The 18529-nt window shown below is 34.5% G+C and carries 15 protein-coding genes and 1 tRNA gene; 8 read left to right on the forward strand and 8 right to left on the reverse strand.

Going from position 1 to position 18529, the window contains the following annotated elements; translation table 11 throughout:
- The first annotated feature begins 278 nt into the window (after positions 1–278).
- From LUA86_RS04385 to LUA86_RS04400, 4 genes are all read left to right on the forward strand, one after another.
- Entirely contained in the window at positions 279–2108 is a 1830-nt protein-coding gene (locus LUA86_RS04385; RefSeq protein WP_231459375.1) for a glycoside hydrolase family 2 protein, read from the forward strand.
- 32 nt (positions 2109–2140) lie between these two features.
- Positions 2141–2962, forward strand: a complete 822-nt coding sequence (locus tag LUA86_RS04390; RefSeq protein WP_231459376.1) for an SDR family oxidoreductase — start codon at positions 2141–2143, stop codon at positions 2960–2962.
- Positions 2963–2965: 3 nt separating this feature from the next.
- Positions 2966–4141 carry a mannonate dehydratase gene (uxuA, locus tag LUA86_RS04395; RefSeq protein WP_231459377.1) on the forward strand — a complete coding sequence of 392 codons (1176 nt, stop codon included), beginning with the start codon at positions 2966–2968 and terminating at the stop codon, positions 4139–4141.
- A 129-nt stretch (positions 4142–4270) separates the two neighbouring features.
- The gene (locus tag LUA86_RS04400; protein WP_231459378.1) at positions 4271–4504 is read left to right on the forward strand and encodes a hypothetical protein; all 234 of its coding nucleotides are present in this window, start codon (positions 4271–4273) and stop codon (positions 4502–4504) included.
- Here LUA86_RS04400 and LUA86_RS04405 read toward each other — a convergent pair.
- Positions 4501–5034 carry a response regulator transcription factor gene (locus LUA86_RS04405; protein ID WP_231459379.1) on the reverse strand — a complete coding sequence of 178 codons (534 nt, stop codon included), beginning with the start codon at positions 5032–5034 and terminating at the stop codon, positions 4501–4503. The two genes, LUA86_RS04400 and LUA86_RS04405, sit on opposite strands and share 4 nt — an antisense overlap.
- 6 nt (positions 5035–5040) lie before the next feature.
- Positions 5041–5196 (reverse strand): hypothetical protein, encoded by a 156-nt coding sequence (locus LUA86_RS04410; RefSeq protein WP_231459380.1) that lies wholly within the window; start codon positions 5194–5196, stop codon positions 5041–5043.
- 87 nt (positions 5197–5283) lie between these two features.
- On the opposite strand from LUA86_RS04410, the gene LUA86_RS04415 reads away from it, so the two are divergent.
- Complete coding sequence (locus LUA86_RS04415) at positions 5284–6060, forward strand: sensor histidine kinase (protein WP_231459381.1); 777 nt, start codon at positions 5284–5286, stop codon at positions 6058–6060.
- 37 nt (positions 6061–6097) lie between these two features.
- Here the strand turns inward: LUA86_RS04415 and LUA86_RS04420 are convergent.
- Positions 6098–6171: transfer RNA gene (locus LUA86_RS04420), tRNA-Arg, on the reverse strand.
- Between the two features lie 265 nt (positions 6172–6436).
- On the opposite strand from LUA86_RS04420, the gene LUA86_RS04425 reads away from it, so the two are divergent.
- The 3 genes from LUA86_RS04425 to LUA86_RS04435 all read left to right on the forward strand — a co-directional run bounded on the left by LUA86_RS04425 (position 6437) and on the right by LUA86_RS04435 (position 9827).
- Positions 6437–8896: a TonB-dependent receptor domain-containing protein gene (locus LUA86_RS04425; RefSeq protein WP_231459382.1), complete on the forward strand. Its 2460-nt coding sequence runs from the start codon at positions 6437–6439 to the stop codon at positions 8894–8896.
- Between the two features lie 147 nt (positions 8897–9043).
- The gene (locus tag LUA86_RS04430) at positions 9044–9484 is read left to right on the forward strand and encodes a PaaI family thioesterase (RefSeq protein ID WP_231459384.1); all 441 of its coding nucleotides are present in this window, start codon (positions 9044–9046) and stop codon (positions 9482–9484) included.
- A gap of 163 nt (positions 9485–9647) precedes the next feature.
- Positions 9648–9827, forward strand: a complete 180-nt coding sequence (locus tag LUA86_RS04435; protein WP_231459385.1) for a hypothetical protein — start codon at positions 9648–9650, stop codon at positions 9825–9827.
- Between the two features lie 70 nt (positions 9828–9897).
- On the opposite strand, the gene LUA86_RS04440 is transcribed toward LUA86_RS04435, so the two are convergent.
- From LUA86_RS04440 to LUA86_RS04460, 5 genes are all read right to left on the reverse strand, one after another.
- Positions 9898–11169, reverse strand: a complete 1272-nt coding sequence (locus tag LUA86_RS04440; protein WP_231459387.1) for a nucleoside recognition domain-containing protein — start codon at positions 11167–11169, stop codon at positions 9898–9900.
- A gap of 262 nt (positions 11170–11431) precedes the next feature.
- On the reverse strand, positions 11432–14290 hold the full coding sequence (locus LUA86_RS04445) for a prolyl oligopeptidase family serine peptidase (protein ID WP_231459388.1): 2859 nt from the start codon (positions 14288–14290) through the stop codon (positions 11432–11434).
- A 165-nt stretch (positions 14291–14455) separates the two neighbouring features.
- The gene (gene yidC, locus LUA86_RS04450) at positions 14456–16261 is read right to left on the reverse strand and encodes a membrane protein insertase YidC (RefSeq protein ID WP_231459389.1); all 1806 of its coding nucleotides are present in this window, start codon (positions 16259–16261) and stop codon (positions 14456–14458) included.
- 20 nt (positions 16262–16281) lie between these two features.
- A complete protein-coding gene (locus LUA86_RS04455) occupies positions 16282–17898 on the reverse strand; it encodes a CTP synthase (protein ID WP_255713372.1) in 1617 nt (538 codons plus the stop codon).
- Between the two features lie 164 nt (positions 17899–18062).
- Positions 18063–18500, reverse strand: a complete 438-nt coding sequence (locus LUA86_RS04460) for a hypothetical protein (protein WP_231459390.1) — start codon at positions 18498–18500, stop codon at positions 18063–18065.
- Positions 18501–18529 lie beyond the last annotated feature (29 nt).

Below are 18529 nucleotides of genomic sequence, written 5' to 3' on the forward strand. Positions count from 1 at the left end.
TTTTTAAAGCATTTCGTAAATTTTATTACCAGTCATTTTTTACATTCGTTTGTAGTTAAATCATTTTAGATATTCAACTGAAATGGATTTTTTTAAAATAATTATTAAGCTACAAAACATATTAACCAGCAATGTAAATCTAGCCATTAGGAATAAATCAATATATTTGAAATCGTTCATCCTCAATAATAAGAATGAACTTTTTGAACCTTTATTTATTGTTTTATCCCTTGAAACATCATTATTTGGAAATGATGTTTCTAAAAATTTAAATTGATATGCCAAATTTTAAAGTTAGAGCCTTTATAATATTCTTCTCGCTTGTTTACTCGGTAACACATGCCCAGGTTAGCTCTATTCAAAACATTCAGGCTCGTAAAATTCAAAGTTTAAATGGTAAATGGAATTATATTATAGATCCTTACGAAAATGGATTTTATGACTATCGGCATCAACCATACGATCAGTCAAAAACGGCGACCGGAGGTTTCTTTGACGATAAAGAACAAAAAGATAAAACGGAACTGATTGAATATAATTTTGATGGTTCGCCGCAAATGAATGTTCCAGGCGATTGGAATTCTCAATCGGAAAAACTAGAGCTCTACGAAGGAACTGTTTGGTTGCGCAAGAAATTTAATGCACAACCAGAAAAAGCAAAGCGCTATCTTATTTACTTTGGTGCAGTAAACTATGAGGCCCACGTTTATCTCAACGGTAAAAAATTAGGTGTTCATAAAGGAGGTTTTACACCCTTTCAGTTTGACGTTACAGGTAAGCTAAAAGCTGGTAATAACACATTGGTTGTTAAGGCAGATAACGTACGCAAGCAAGATGAAATCCCTACAGTAAATACAGATTGGTGGAATTATGGTGGGATTACCCGTGATGTGTATTTGGCAGAATTGCCAGAACATTTTATCAGCGATTACAAACTTCAGCTAGAGAAAGGGAGTAACAATTTATTAAATTTTAATTTAAAGTTAAATGATTCATCTTCAGGTCAGGAGGTTTCTGTATCTATACCAGAACTTAATTTAGAAAAGAAGTATAAAACCGATAATGAAGGAAGAATTAGTGACCAGTTTGTTTGGAATAATCTTAACCTTTGGTCGCCAGAAAACCCTAAACTATATACGGTTAATGTAAAATCTGGTAATGAAAGCATAGATGACAAAATAGGTTTTAGAACGATTGAGGTTTTAGGAGATAGCATCATGCTAAATGGTAAATCTGTTTTTCTTCGCGGAATTTCCCTGCATGATGAAAATCCACTTTTAGCAGGTCGATTACGAAGTGAGGGTGATATGCGAATGATGCTTCAATGGGCTAAAGATTTAAACTGTAATTATGTTCGGCTGGCGCATTATCCGCATAACGAAGAAATGCTTCGCTTAGCCGATGAAATGGGTTTGTTGGTTTGGGCAGAAGTGCCGGTTTACTGGACCATTAGTTGGGAAAATCCAGTTACTTATGCCAATGCAAAACAGCAATTAACAGATTTAATTCAGCGAGATAAAAACCGGGCAAGTGTAATTGTTTGGTCTATTGGAAATGAAACCCCATTAAGCGCTCCACGGTTAAGTTTTATGAGCAATTTAGCAGAAACGGCAAGAAGTTTAGATGATACAAGATTAATTGCTGCGGCTTTAGAAGTGCACAGAGAAGGTAATACCATGATTTTAAATGATCCATTAGGTGAAAAAATTGATTTGGTAAGTTTTAATGAATATGCAGGCTGGTATTTCGGCGGCACACCTGGCGAAATCACAAAATATGATTTCAATATCAAATACAAAAAACCCGTTGTAGTAACAGAGTTTGGCGGCGATGCCTTAGCCGGTTTTCATGCTGATGAAAATACCAGATGGAGCGAAGAATATCAGGAAGCATTGTATAAAAATCAAATTACCATGCTAAGTAAAATATCTGCCTTACGCGGGATGACACCCTGGATTTTAGCCGATTTTCGTTCGCCAAGAAGGCAACATCCTGTTTATCAGAATTTTTGGAACAGGAAAGGATTAATTAGTGAAACCGGAAAACGAAAAAAGGCATTTTATGTGCTTAAATCATTTTACGATCAGATGCAGACAAAATATAAATAACCGCATTATTTTTATCAATTTAAAATTTATTAATGACTGAAAAATTGAATATCTTTTCCTTAAAAAACAAAGTAATTGTTGTAACCGGTGCTACTGGCGTACTAGGAGAGGCATTTGTAAACGGACTCGCAGCTGCTGATGCAACAGTTGTTATTATTGGTAGAAATGAAGAAGTTGCCCAAGCACGAGTTAATAAAGTAATTAAAAGCGGTGGCAAAGCCATTTATATAATTGCTGATGTAATGAACGAGGAAGATTTGCTAAAAGCAAATGCGAAAATAACCACTGAATTTGGAAAAATTGATGGTTTGGTAAATGCAGCGGGAGGAAATGTTGCAGAAGCCGTAGTTCAACCCGGTAAAGATATTTTTGATTTAAACATTGGCGCTTTAAAGCAGGCATTTGATTTAAATTTGTTTGGTACCATTTTGCCAACGCAAATATTCGGCAAAGAACTTGCAAAACAAGGCGGTAGCATAGTAAATATTTCATCAGTTTCAGCATCGCAGGCGGTTACCAGGGTTTTAGGCTATTCTTTGGCAAAATCTGCTATAGATAGTTACACAAAGTGGATGGCTGTTGAATTGGCTAACCGTTATGGCGAAAAATTACGCATGAATGCCATTGTGCCTGGCTTTTTTATTACAAACCAAAACCGACAATTGTTAACCAACCAAGACGGAACCTTAACGGCAAGGGGAGAGGCGATTATTTATAAAACACCCTTTAAAAGGTTTGGAAACCCCGATGAATTAATTGGGGCTTTGGTTTATCTGTTAAGCGATGCATCGAAATTTGTTAATGGAGAAACCTTAACTGTTGATGGTGGATTTGGAGCATATTCTGGAGTATAATTTATGGAAAAAAAATATAAAAAATTAGAACAAACCTGGCGTTGGTATGGTCCGAACGACCCGGTTTCATTACAAGATGTAAAACAGGCTGGCGCAACCGGAATTGTTACCGCTTTACATCATATTCCTCACGGAGAAATTTGGCCTTTAGAAGATATTCTGGAACGCAAAGCGATAATTGAATCATCTGGTTTAACATGGTCTGTTGTAGAAAGTGTTCCTGTGCATGAGGCTATTAAAACCCGAAGAGCTGATGCGGATAAATACATTGGAAATTATAAGGTTTCTTTAAAAAATCTAGCTCAATGTGGGATTAAAATTGTTTGCTATAATTTTATGCCGGTGTTAGATTGGACAAGAACACAGTTGGATTTAGAAATGGCCGACGGCTCTAAAGCTTTGTATTTTAATTGGATTGATTTGGCTGTTTTTGATATTTATATATTGAAAAGACCTGGAGCTGATACCGATTATCCAAAATATGTACTTGAACGTGCAGCGGCAAAATTTTCAACATTAAATCAGCAGCAATTAGATGATTTGAGGATTAATGTGTTAATGGGAATTCCAAATGAAAAAGAAATTGAATTGGAAACTTTAAGGAATAGCATCAGCGAATACGAAAAAATTGGCTTCAATGGTTTAAGAGAAAATCTGGTTTATTTTCTATCTGCTATTGCTGATGTTTGCGAGCATGAAGGCATAAAAATGACTATCCATCCTGATGATCCTCCATATCCGATTTTAGGTTTACCACGTATTGCCAGTACAATTGATGATTTTAATTACATCCTGCAAAATGTAGATAAACCTTTTAATGGTGTATGTTTTTGTACAGGTTCTTTAGGCGCAGGCGTTGATAATAATGCTTTGCAGATTTTTAATGTGATAAAAGAAAGAGTCTATTTTGCGCATTTACGAAACGTAACCAAAGATGAAGATGGCAGTTTTTATGAAGCAGATCATTTAGGTGGCGATGTAAATATGTATGAAATTATGAAGGCTTTAAGTGAAGAGAATGCCCTCCGTGATAAATCAATTCCATTCAGACCAGACCATGGCCATCAAATGCTCGATGATTTGGCGAAACAATCCAATCCCGGCTACTCAGCTATCGGTCGTTTGAGAGGTTTAGCCGAATTGAGAGGCTTAGAAGTTGGAGTAACTGGTAATTATTAACAAAAGGTTCTGTTTATTTTCAAAACAGAACCTTTTTTGTTAGCATATAAAACATCCATAGTGTACCTTTGTTATCAATCATCACTTAAACGTTCTACTTTAATTAAGTAAAAATTATAAATTGTAATTATGGAAGAACAGTCGAATACTGGAAAAAGAATATTAAAACCTTCGGTTATCCATGATGATTTACCTAAAGTTAAAAAACCGGAGCATTTAAGAAAACATTCTACATCTGATGAGGATATGCTACCTGAGAATCCGGAGAGAAATTATCACCATGAAGAAATTCATTCTTTAACGGATAGCCATGATGAGATTAAGCATGCAGATGACGATATTTGGAATGGTGAAGATGCCTAATTAGCAAGGTTAATATTGCTCTCCAAAAGAAAACCATTAAAATTATACTGGGCAAATTTATTCAGTGCTTCAATCTTATTTTGAACGTGCAAGCGTTTGTAAATGTTTTTGCAATGATTTTTGACAGTATTTTGGCTAATATTCAACTTCTCCGAAATTTCTTTATACAAAAGTCCTTCGCTTAATGATGACAGAACTTCCAATTCCCGATGACTTAATCCAAATTTATTTTCATCAGTTTTCTGTTGGAGCATGCCAATAACTTTTCTTGCAATGTAAGGGCTCATAGGTGCGCCACCGTTATATAATTCTACAATTGCGTTCTGGATTTCTAAATAGCTTGCACCCTTTACAATATATCCTGAAGCGCCAGCTTTTAGTGCGCTAAAGACATGCTCATCGTTTTGATATCCAGTACAAATAAGAAACTGTGTATCAGGTAGTAAGGTCTTTATTTGGTTGATTAGGTCAATACCACTGAGCATCTTAAGTTTTATATCTATAATTACGATATTTGGTGTATGTATCATCAAACCCTAAATCGCTTCCTCGGCGTTAACATAAATTCCCGAAATGCTAAATAGGTCGTTCTGTTCAATTGCCGAAACCAAAGCTTTACGGTATTTATCGTGATCTTCTACAATAGAAATTGAAATCATAACTGCAAATTTAACTTGTACTAAGATATACATTAATTAAACAGTATACTATAATAATGCATTTTTAATACTACATTTGCATAAGTATTTTATTTATTAAATATGTAATTATTATACTAAGTGAAAGCATACCTAATCTTAGAATCACCACATAGTTATTGGTTGGCATTCGTAATTTTTATTTGTTTATTATGGATAATTCATTATTACTCTTTACGTAGAATTTTTAATCAGAGAAAAAAAAATAACCTTATTGATTCTGTAAATGAAAATGCAATTTATACAGAACGTAAGCGTATAAGTTTAGAAATGCATGATGAAATAGGCCCGAATTTGTCTGCCTTAAAATTATATTGTGAACTGGCGCTCAAAAATGGAAACAGTGCTGATGAGATAAAACAAATCTCTCTAATGGTAAATGAGCTGAGCGAAAAAATTGTTGAGGTAACTTGGAATTTAAATCTTGAAGGTGATACACTGGAAAATCTAATAGACTTTATTTACGAACAATCTCGAAAGCTTTTCGCCTATTCGGATATATCTTTAAAAGTTACATTTCCTAAAGTAATTCCAACAGTTCAAATAAATAATCAATCTAAAAGAGACATTTATTTATTAATTAAAGAATTAATACATAATTCGCTTAAGCACTCTAAGGCAAAACAAGTACTGCTGGCAATTTCTATTTATAAAGGTGCTATTGTTTTTTTAATTAAGGATAATGGGGTAGGTTTTAATCCAAATATTATCAAATCAAACTCCACCGGTTTAAACAATGCAAAAGAGCGTGTAAAACAACTAAAGGCGAGCATTATGCTGGATAATAGTAACGGAACTATGATTACGGTAAAGATTCCTCTGATAAGCCTTTCGAATGAAGAAAATATTATAAATTAAAAAAGGCTTCCAGTTTGCACTGAAAGCCTTTAAAAAGTACCCCGGAAGGGATTCGAACCCCTGACCCACGGTTTAGAAAACCGTTGCTCTATCCAACTGAGCTACCGAGGCCCATTTTTTTGTGTGTGCAAATATAGAAGTTCTTACGAATAAGCAGAAATAATTTTGAATAATTTCTTAACTATCATTTAACCCCTTAGTTATTAGTTATTTAATTTTTGCTTTTATTCTGTTTTTTATTCAAGCTTAAGAATTTTATCTTATGGAAGCCATATTCTCAATCTAATTATCATACTTCAATAATCTAAATAAAAATAATTTGATTTATTTAAATTAAAATTTAGATTTGTCTAAAAAAATATTTAGATAAATTGATATGTCTTTTAAATCCCTAATAATTGCATCACTAATTTCTTTTATTCCGATTATAGTTTTTGGGCAAAAATTAACTATACAAGGTTCAATTCTCTCCAGAAATTTACCCGTTGAGGGCATTACGGTTAAACTATATCCCGGAACGATAACATCAAAAACAAATTCATCAGGCATATTTAAAATTGGCGAACTCAGTGCAGGAAGCTATCAATTAATCTGTTCAGGTATTGGTTATCAATCCTTAAAATACAAGGTTGACTTAAAATCTGATTCGACAGTGAAAATCGAACTAACTGAAAATACATCAAACTTAAATGATGTGGTGATAACAGGCATGAGCAGGGCAACTGAATTAAGGAAGAGCCCTGTACCGATTGCAGTGCTTTCTAAAAGAAATATGGATCAAAATGTAAATACAAATCTTATTGATGCTATTGTTAAAGGTATTCCCGGCGTTTCGGCGGTTACAACAGGTACGAATGTTTCAAAGCCTTTTATACGAGGTTTAGGCTATAATCGCGTACTAACATTGTATGATGGTTTGCGCCAAGAAGGTCAACAATGGGGTGATGAGCATGGAATTGAGGTTGATGAATACGGTATATCCAGAGCAGAAGTAGTTAAAGGTCCGGCAAGTTTAACTTATGGCTCTGATGCACTGGCAGGCGTAATAAATATGATTCCAGGCAATATTGATATTTCAGATAAAACTTTAAAAGGAGATGTAACAATAAATTATCAAAGCAATAATGGGATGGTTGGCACATCATTAGGTTTGCTTTATGCAAAAAATGATTGGAAATATGCTTTTAGGGCTACAGGAAAAGCTGCCCATAATTATTATAATAAGGTTGATGGATATGTCTTCGGTACTGCTTTTCAGGAATTTAATTTATCTGCTTCAGCCAGGATTGATAAAAAATGGGGTTATTCAAAAACTGCGGTTACTTATTACGACAACTTAATGGAAATTCCGGATGGTAGCAGAGATTCTTTAACCAGACAGTTTACAAAGCAAATATTCGATTTTGGAGATGATATTAAAAACCGACCGATTGTTGCTGATAATGAATTAAAAAGCTACGTTATAAATCCGCTCCATCAGCATATTCAACATTTTAGATTTTACAATACGAGCCAGATAAAATTTGCAAACAGCGATTTAAACTTTTTATTTGGTGGGCAGCAAAGCGTTCGCAGAGAATATAACCATCCAACCTTCCCTAGTCAGGCGGGCTTAAATGTGGTTTTAAATACCTTAAACTATGATGTTAAATATAATTTACCTGACATTAAAGACATAGAAAGCACAATTGGTATTAATGGTATGTTGCAAGGAAACAGGAGTAAAAATGCAACAGATTTCCCTATACCTGATTATGATTTATTTGATATTGGTGCATTTTATTTTGCCAAGAAAAGTTTTGGAAAGGTAGATGTATCTGGAGGCGTAAGATTGGATAGGAGGAACATTAGCTGGAATAATTTTTATGTGGGTACAAATTCGCAAACAGGTTTTGGTAAAAAAGTTGATGCGAATGCGCCAAATGCAACGCTGCAATTTCCTCACTTTAACAAAAATTATTATGGCCTATCGGGAAGTTTAGGCTTAACTTACAATATTTCAGAAAAGTTTTTAATCAAGGCGAACCTTGCAAGGGGTTATCGGGCGCCAAATATTACAGAAATTGGCTCTAATGGCTTAGATCCTGGAGCACACATCGTTTATTTAGGTAACCGAACTTTTAAACCAGAATTTAACCTTCAGCAAGATTTAGGAATTATCAGCTATTTTAAAGATGCAGATTTGAGTCTTGAAGTTTTTAATAATGATATACAAAATTACATTTTTCAATCTAGGTTAACTGATGAAAATGGAAATCCAGTTGTGGTAGTCCCAGGAAATTTAACGTATCAATATCAACAATCTAAAGCCAGACTTTATGGCGCAGAGTTTAGTGCAAATATTCATCCTTCAAATTTAAAATGGCTAAGTTTTAATAATAGCATTGCTTACGTAGTTGGTTTGAATAAAAATGAAGCGCTTTTAAATCAATATGGCAATGAAGCTAAGTATTTGCCATTTATTCCACCATTGCAAATTCGATCGGAGATTAAGCTAACTTCAACAACACAGCACGTTTTATTTAGCAAACCTTATTTTAAGATAGATGCCGTTATTGCTGCGAATCAAAATAAATTTTATGCTTTAGATGATACTGAAAGTTTTACTGCGGGCTATACCTTAATTAACGCCGGAATTGGCACAGGGATAAAATCAAAGTCTAATAAAACAGTTCTTGATGTTTTCATTCAATGCGATAATATTTTTAACACGGCTTATCAGGCTCATTTAAACCGCTTAAAATATTTTGAATATTACACGGAGTATCCAAATGATAAAAGCGGTATTTTTAACATGGGCAGAAATTTTAGTTTTAAAGCCATTATACCTTTTTAATGTAAAGTGGATGATGGATGAGCTGTAACTGAGTTGAGCTGGTTGATGTTTTGCTGGTATTGGGAGATTAAATAGCTAATAAAACTTAAGTTATTTCACATTATTCATCTTACATCTTCCCTTATCCATTTTCATTATCTTTACTTTATGGAAGAATCTTTAAGCGAACAGCGAATTAATTTTTTAAGGTCATCAATAGGTGCAGTGATTTCGAATTCGCCATCTAATTATATGAATTGGCTGGCGCCGGTTTTGGTAAAGGCAGAATACGGCATTCTTGTTTGTAAATACACGGTTAGAAAGGAAATGACAAATCCTTTTCAAATTTTGCACGGCGGTGTTACTGCCGGCATAATTGATGATTTAATAGGAGCCACAGTTTTTACAATGGGTTTAAATGATCGTTTTACAACGGTAAACAATTACATCGACTATTTTGCACCAGTAAACGAAGGTGAAGAAATTATTGCAGAAACGGCTATCGTAAAGAAGGGAAAAACCATTTTAAATCTTCAATGTGAAGTTTTTTTGCCCTCAAAAAATCGCTTAATTGCTAAAGGTTATTCTAACATGTTAAATATAGGTTAAGCTATTCTTATTGGTTTTGAGATAATTTATCAATTCCTTTAAATTAACAAAACATTCTCCTTATCTCAATGTTATAAATTAACCAAAAATATAATGAGCCATGTTAGAAAATTATTCAACTCTGCAATTTATTGTTCGAGGCAAGATTTTTAAAGGTTTTTGCATGCGAATACACGACGACTTTCATGAAACTTATGCTGTTGTTTTAGATGGTTACCATTCTTTTTGTGTCTGGTTAGATAATAAAAATGAAAAATGGTGCGCTTCTAAAAATGTAGCTATCGAGGCTGATGCACTCGATGAAATCATTAGCAGAATTTCAATAACACCTCAGGTTTCTTAAAAATCTGATTTTAAAAAAAAAGCTTGAGCGTTACAGAAAACATTCAAGCTTTTTTTTTGGATTAATATTTTTATCCGAAAAATAGATAAGCCAAACCTATTGCTGTACATACGCCCACTAAATCTGCCAAAAGCATTGCTCCAATTGCATATCTGGTGTTTTTTATGCTTATTGATCCAAAATATACCGCAATTACATAAAAGGTTGTATCAGATGCACCTTGAAATATCCCAGATAAACGACTGGCAAAGGAATCTGCTCCATAAGTTTCCATTGTGCTCACCATCATTCCCCGAGCAGCACCGCCACTTAAAGGTCTTATTAAAGCGGTTGGTAAGCCTTCTACAAAACGCGTATCTGCACCTAAATAGGCAAAGAACGTTTTTATTCCTGAAATTACTACCTCAAACGTTCCGCTGGTTCGCAGCATGCTTATTGCAACCAACATCCCAACTAAATAGGGGATGATTTTAATTGCAGTATCAAAACCATTTTTAGCACCATCGATAAAAGCATCAAATACATCAATTTTTTTATACAAAGCACCAAGAATGATTAATAAAAACACTAATAAAATTAATCCATTGCTTAATATGCCTGAGAATGATTTTATACCATTTGCATCTAACGATGTTATATAAAGTACCAGTGCTGCAATTATCGTTGATAAACCCAAAATCCATCCGATTACAACAGGTTGTAGCAAGTTTATTTTTTGTTTGAATGAAACAATTAACATGGCCGCAATAGTGCCAACAAAAGTTACAATTAAGCATGGAATGAATATATCGGTTGGATTTGATGCATTTTGAGATGCACGAATGGCAATTACGCTTACCGGTATTAAACTTAAACCTGCTGCATGCAAACACAAAAACATTATTTGCGAGTTTGATGCTGTATCCTTACTTGGATTCAACTCCTGTAAACTTTCCATTGCTTTTAACCCAAATGGCGTTGCTGCATTATCTAAGCCTAATAAATTGGCTGAAAAATTCATTATCATGTGTCCCATAGAAGGATGACCTTTAGGGATTTCGGGAAATAATTTGGAAAAAAAAGGACCAACTATTCTGGATAACAGGCGAATACCTCCAGCTCTTTCGGCGATACTCATAAAGCCCATAAATAAGGCTAAAATTCCAACCAGTTTGAAACACAGTTCAACTGAAACCCAGCAAGTTTCTATAATTCCATCTAATTTAAGTGGGTTTGCCTCATCGCTTGCTTTTCCAACTACCATCCAATTGAAAATATCACTTTGCCCAAAGAAGAAGCATTTGATAGCCGCCACAACAATCGCAACAATTATAAATGCCGACCAAATTCTACTTAATGCCATTTGTGTTGTTTAGTTTTTTTTGATAGGTGTAAAATAGATTTTTTTTCTTTAGAAACATAATAAGTAAAAAAGCAGTATTGCAAGAAACTTACATCGGGATATTTAAAAATAATGAACAAAAAATCCGTAGTAATAGCAATGCTACCAACTACGGATTTGTCTTTAATCTTAGTTTTTAAACTTTACACTTTTAACTTTAAGATTTAAACTTTACACTCTAAACCTTAAACTTTACACTTTTAACTCTATACTTTCAACTCTATTAAGGCTTATCATCAGTTAATTCAAAGCCCCATGTTTTACCTTTTTCAGTTGCTGGTACTCCGCTAGTCATCCAGGCTGGAGCTTTTGCACCTTTTAAATAGTGATCAAAAAACTGCTGCTCACGAATTTGAATATCTTTACGATTTTGGCGTTGAACCAAATTATGTGCTTCGCCATTATAATTTAACATCCAAACCGGCTTTCCTAAACGACGTAAACCTGTAAACATTTCAATACCCTGATACCAAGGCACAGCTCCATCAGCATCATTTGCCATTACCACAACCGGAGTATTTACTTTAGGAAACATAAATAATGGAGAGTTTTCTGTATAAAGCTCTGGTTTTTCCCAAAGTGTTGCTCCAATACGGCTTTGTGTTTTTTCATACTGGAACTGGCGGTTCATGCCACTTTCCCAACGAATACCACCATAAGCCGAGGTCATATTTACCACCGGTGCACCTGCCCAAGCTGCTGCATACATATCATTTTGAGTGATTAGATAGGCAACCTGGTAACCGCCCCAGCTTTGTCCCTGAATACCGATTTTATTTCCATCAACCCAAGTATTTTTCTTTAAACTTTCTACTCCAGAATTTATAAATTCTACCGCCGATTGGCCAGGATGACCAGTTGTGTAAGTAATATCCGGAGCAAAAACTAAATACCCATTACTTACGAAGAAAGAAATATTTAATCTGGAAGGTGTAGGGGCCGGAGCCTGGTAACTATACAATCCATCTGATAATTTCTCGTAGAAGTAAACAATCATCGGGTATTTTTTACTCGGGTCGAAGTTTTCCGGCTTGTATAAAATCCCTTCAGACTGAAATCCTTTCGGAGTAGTCCATTTTACCAATTCTGCAGTTCCCCAGTTGTAATTTTGCTGTTGAGGATTTGTATTAGTTAATTTAGTTTCTGTTTTAAAATCGGTTGTAACATATACATTTGGCGATTCAACATAGTTTCCTTTGTCAAAAATATATACATCAGCATCCTTTGCTTTTAATAAGTTTGAGTATTTGTTTTTACTCATCACAACCAAATCAGGATTTTTTACAGCGCCAACATTTTTGCGATAAAAACCATTTTCTTTAGTAGCATTATTAAAGCCATCTAACCAAACTAATTCATTTGATTTTACAAATTTGGTATCTGCACCACGCTCAAATCTATTATCTTGTTGTGTTTTGTGGTAACGAAGTGTGATTTTATTTTGACGACCAAAGTTATTCGTGATATTTTTAGCCGGAGATTTTCCATCTGGTGAAAATGACCAGATATCGTACTTATCATAAATTAATACAGCTTTATCATCTTCGGTCCAGGTTGCAACGCCATAAGCCCTTGCATTATCGGGTACATCATTATCTTCATCGGCAAATTTAACAGTCATACCAGTATTTAACTGTACAACTTTAGCAGATGCAATATTATACGTAAACCAGTTTGAGGTGTTTTCATCAAAATAGATTACATAATTGCCACCAGGCGAAGCCATAGCATTACCATTCAATTTCTCGATAATTTTTTTGCGTTCGCCGGTTTTTGTATTTACCAGATAGTAATCTTTTGTTGTTGAACCACTCCATTGCGATTCTATTCTTCTACCAAAATCAGTTGAAGCTAAAACGAAATCTGCGTCGCCTTCTTTAACTAAATTTGCATCAGGCAATTTCAAATCTGTTAATGGGATAACCTTCGGATCGCTACTAAAAACATCAATTACAGATAAGAAACTTCTTTTGCCATCTCTATCTGCATTTTTTAACTGCATAGGTTGCAAATAATCGTCTTTATAATTCCATATATCTACTTTTGCAACCTCAAAATCTACAATAGTTGTATCCTTTGCTTTTTTAACTGGTGCAATGCCGAAGAATAATTTTTTGCCATCCTTGCTGAATGAAACACGTCCATCGCCACTAACAGACCATTTGGTTGGCAAGCCTGGCATGTCAAAATCAACAATCGTTTGTGCGGTATCTAAAGATAGGGCGTTATAATAAACGTTGTAATCTTTAATTTCCTGTTTCTCCGGACTTTGTTCTCCGAGGAATGCTAAATGTTCACTCTCCTCATCAAACGTAAAGCCTTTAAAAGTACCTTTACCTTTTATTAGCGTTTTTAATGTTCCTTTTTCCGTATTTAAAAGAAATACGCCTTGTGGTGCAGTTTTGTCTTTTTTAGAACCCACGCTGGCAAAAGCTAATTGCTTCCCATCTTTACTAAATGTATATTCTGTTACAAATTTGTAAGTCTGCTCTGTTCCGGTTAATAGATTTCTAACGATTAAATCAGTTCCTTCATCTTTTTTTGCTCCGCCTGCAGGTTCATCATCAGCAAAATCAAAAGCTGAATCTTTTTTGGGTACTGTAGCCGAAGCTTTTTTAGCGGTATCGGGTTTATCTAATTGATAGGCTAAAAAACCGCTTCCATTTTCAGGGAATTTGTATGATTTTACCCGGGCAACTTTAGTTACTGCGTTTGTTGTAAGGTTGGCTATCCCTAAGGTGTCTTTAGGCATTGCGTCGGGTTTGGTTTTTTTAATTTTCGCTTGGCGTAAGGCTTTATAAGCTGGTTTAATTAAAAAAGCAGCAAATTTAGAATCGTTACTAAACTGACCTAATGATGCCCTCGGAATGGTTAATTTCGAGTTGCTTTTTAGATTGGTAATGTATAAAGTAGCATCACCTTCTTGCTGTGCAACGCTATACAAAGCTAATTGTCCGTTATTTGATAATTGCTTGGTACCAATAGCCTCCCAGGTATCGTACACTTTATGATCCAGCGGTTTCTTTTGAGCAAAGGTATAGCTGGCAACGAAAAGAAAAAATATCGTTAGTCTTTTTTGCATTTTATGAATGATTAATTAGTTGGTTGAGATTTCAATTCTTAAAAATTGCAAAATTTTGGCTTATTAAGAAAGATGTATGCCAAATTTTACAAAAACTAAGTCTTTTATAACAAAAAACCCGATTGCAAATCATGCAATCGGGTTTTTTATCAATATTAGGAATACTTATTTTTTTCCTTTTGTCTGAGTTTGTTGCTGCTGACGCATGTAATCATCTAAACGTTGTTGAAATTTAGATTTTTTCTTTTTCTCGTCAGCTGGTCTTGCTTTATTTTGTTGAATTAAAGCGTGAATTTTATCATCATCAACCATTTTACGAATTAAAAACTGCTGACCGAAAGTCATTAAGTTGGCCAAGAAATAATAGTAATTTAATCCCGCTGGGTAACTATTTAACACGCCTAGGAAAATGATTGGCATAATGTAACCAATGTATTTCATCTGGCCGGTAGCACCAGAAACCTGATTGTTAAAATAAGTCATGATTAGTGTAGAGATGGTCATCAATACACACATTAAACTCAAGTGGTCGCCAATAAATGGTAATTTAACACCGAATCGGATAAATTCATCGTAAGTAGATAAATCTTTCATCCATAGGAAGCTTTCTTGCCTTAACTCAAAAAGGTTAGGGAAGAAAAAGAAGAAAGCCATTACCAGTGGCAATTGTAAAACCATTGGCAAACACCCACCAAGCGGATTTACACCTGCTTTTTTGTAAAGTTTTAAATACTCCTGTTGAACTAGAGTTGGATTGTCCTCGCCAACTTTTTCCTTAATTTCGTCCATTTCGGGCTTTAAAACCCTCATTTTAGCCATTGATAAATATGACTTGTATGTTAATGGCGATAAAGCAACTTTTAATAATATGGTTAAAACAAGAATGATTAAACCATAATTCCAGCCAAAGCTGTTCAAGAAATTAAATACTGGTAATACGATAAAACGGTTAATGTATTTCAACGGCCAGTAACCCATATCAACTTGTTGCTCTAAATCGTAACCTTGAGCTTTAAGTTCGGAGAATTTATTGGTGCCGAAATAGAATTCCATTTCGTAAACCTGGTTTGCCTGATGCGCATAAGGCAATTGCATATTAGCGCTGTAGTTTTTAACCAAACCAGGTGTTGTTGGAACTTTAACTTCCAAAGTACCTTTATCAAAAGCTTGTTTTGAAATTAAAGATGCCGAGAAAAAGTGTTGTTTAAACGAAATCCACTGAATTTTACCTTTGGTAAGTTCTTCTTTTTCATCTTTTGAAACGCTTAAATGATCTACATCACCATCTAAATATTTGTAATAAGGTGCAGAATAACGGTGCTCGCTTTCTAATGATTTTTCTTGCTGTAAAAGCGTTGCATCCCAGTTAAGGTTAATGGTATTGTTAGCAATTACTTGTTGTAAACCAACTAAATTAATATTAAAATTAACTTTATTGCTTGCAGGTTTTAAGTCATAAACAAACTCTACATAAGCATTTGCACCGTAATCAGCATGCATGGTAACTTTATTCCCTGCCTTTGTAGGTTTAAAATATAAATCGTTTGTATTGATGGTTTTACCTGCAGCATTTAAGATTAAGCCAAATTTATTGGCCTCGCCTTGAAATAAAATAGAAGGCTTGCCATCAAAAGTTTTCTGCCCTTTAATTTCAACTGAAGATATTTTACCACCTTTATTACTTAGCGTAATTAACAGCTTTTCATTATCTAATACTGTATTTGCTTGTGTGCCACTCAAAGCTGTTCCGAATGGACCTTTTAAAGCTAAAGAATCAACCGCCGGGGTAGATGCTATAGTATTTTTAACAGTATCTTTTGGTGCTACAACAGCTCCGGCTTTTTTAAGAGAATCTTGTTGTTCGGTTTCTTTGGCTTTTTTAAGTTCCGCTTCACTTGGTTTGAAGAAGTAGAATGATCCTGCCAAAATGATCATAATCAGGAATAATCCTGTAAAGGTATTTCTATCCATTATTTGTATTTATGCTGCTGTTAATTTGTTTTTTTCTTAGCATACTCCATTGCAGCGGCCACAAATTTAACAAAAAGTGGGTGAGGATTTGCTACTGTTGATTTTAATTCCGGGTGAAATTGTCCGCCAACAAAGAAAGGGTGATTTTTAAGCTCAACAATCTCTACTAAGTTTGTTTGAGGATTTATTCCAGAAGCAATCATTCCAGCTTCTTCGTATTGTTTTAAATAATCGTTGTTAAACTCAAAACGATGGCGGTGGCGCTCGTTAATATGTTGTTTACCGTAAATAGCGAAAGCCTTAGTGCCTTTTTTAATATCGCAAGGGTAAGAGCCTAAGCGCATAGTGCCACCCATGTTTACAATATTTTTCTGCTCCTCCATCATGTTGATAACCGGATTTACAGCCTCAGCATCAATCTCTGTAGTGTGTGCACCTTTCAAGCCCAAAACATTGCGGCCGTATTCGATAACTGCACACTGCATGCCAAGGCAAATCCCAAAAAATGGAATATTATGCTCACGAACATATTTTATGGCATCGATTTTTCCTTCAATACCACGACTTCCAAAACCTGGAGCAACTAAAACACCTTGTAAATGCCCTAATTTCTCTTTCACATTATCAGGAAAAATGCTTTCGGAGTGAATATATTCTACCTTTACTTTACATTCATTTTTTGAACCAGCGTGTACAAATGATTCAATAATTGATTTATATGCATCAGGTAATTCTACGTATTTACCAATTAAACCTATTTTAACTTCAGCGGTTGGGTTTTTTAAGCGACCGAGGAAATCTTTCCAGCTTTCCATATCCGGATCGTTTTTAGTTGGTAATTTCAGCTTTGCTAAAACAGTTTTATCTAATTGCTCTTTCAACATCAACAAGGGCACATCATAAATTGTAGATGCATCCATCGATTCGACTACTGCATTGATGTTAACGTTACAAAATAAAGCGATTTTTTTTCTTAAATCGGCGCCTAGGTGATGCTCGGTTCTACAAACCAAAATATCTGGTTGAATACCATATTCCAATAAGGCTTTAACAGAGTGTTGTGTAGGTTTTGTTTTTAACTCTCCGGCGGCAGCCAAATAAGGCACTAGAGTTAAGTGAATAACAATCGCATTTGAACTGCCTTCTTCCCATTTAAACTGACGAACAGCTTCTATAAATGGTAAAGATTCTATATCGCCAACAGTACCACCTAATTCTGTTATAACAATATCGTATTCACCGCTGTCTCCAAGAATACGCATGTTACGCTTAATTTCATCAGTAATATGCGGAACAACCTGAACAGTTTTACCTAAATATTCGCCTTTGCGCTCTTTACTAATTACGTTTTGATAAATACGACCAGTTGTGATGTTATTTGCTTGTGAAGTTGGAACGTTAAGAAAACGTTCATAGTGACCAAGATCTAAATCTGTTTCAGCACCATCTTCAGTAACAAAACATTCGCCATGCTCATAAGGATTTAAAGTTCCTGGATCGATATTAATATAAGGATCGAATTTTTGAATGGTTACACGATAACCTCGTGCTTGTAAAAGTTTAGCTAAAGAAGCGGAGATGATGCCCTTACCTAAAGAGGAAGTAACACCGCCCGTAACAAAAATATACTTAGTCATGATTGTGAATTTATGCAACAAAGGCAAAAAATGTTGCTTTTTGTACGGGATACAAAGGTAAGAAAATTACTTGTTTCTGTTTCTTAAAAATGAAGAATATTTAAAAATGATAAAGTAATGTGAAAGAATAAGTTAGAAGAGAAGCATAAATGTAGAAGAAAGAATTATATAAATCTTTGCATTGAAAATTTACGGATATATAGAAATCCAAGTACGCCAGCGACTAAAAAAAGTAGCGATATGTAATCATCTATTGGGCAGTTTATAATAGTTGTATTCATTCTGATTCCACATAAGCCACCTACTTTACAATTTCTATAATTATATGAAGGATTTAATGAATTTTGTAAACACTTTCCACTAAATGATATTGCGCCAGAATATTCTGCAATTGGTAAATTTGCAATATTCCCAGGATTACATGCTCCCCCTCCAGTCTGTCCGTTAGGTATACCAGATGATGTTATTCCTGTAGCGGTGGTGTAAAAAGTTGTGCCGAACACACCGGTATTAGTTAGAATTACACAAGCATCAAAATAAGTTTGTGAACATAAATTTATATTAAAAGTGAAGAATAAGAATAAAAAGAAATATGCTTTCATAGCATGGCGCTTTAATGAAACATAATAAT

Origin of the sequence: Pedobacter sp. Leaf132, assembly GCF_920984695.1 — a bacterium.
Taxonomy (GTDB): domain Bacteria; phylum Bacteroidota; class Bacteroidia; order Sphingobacteriales; family Sphingobacteriaceae; genus Pedobacter.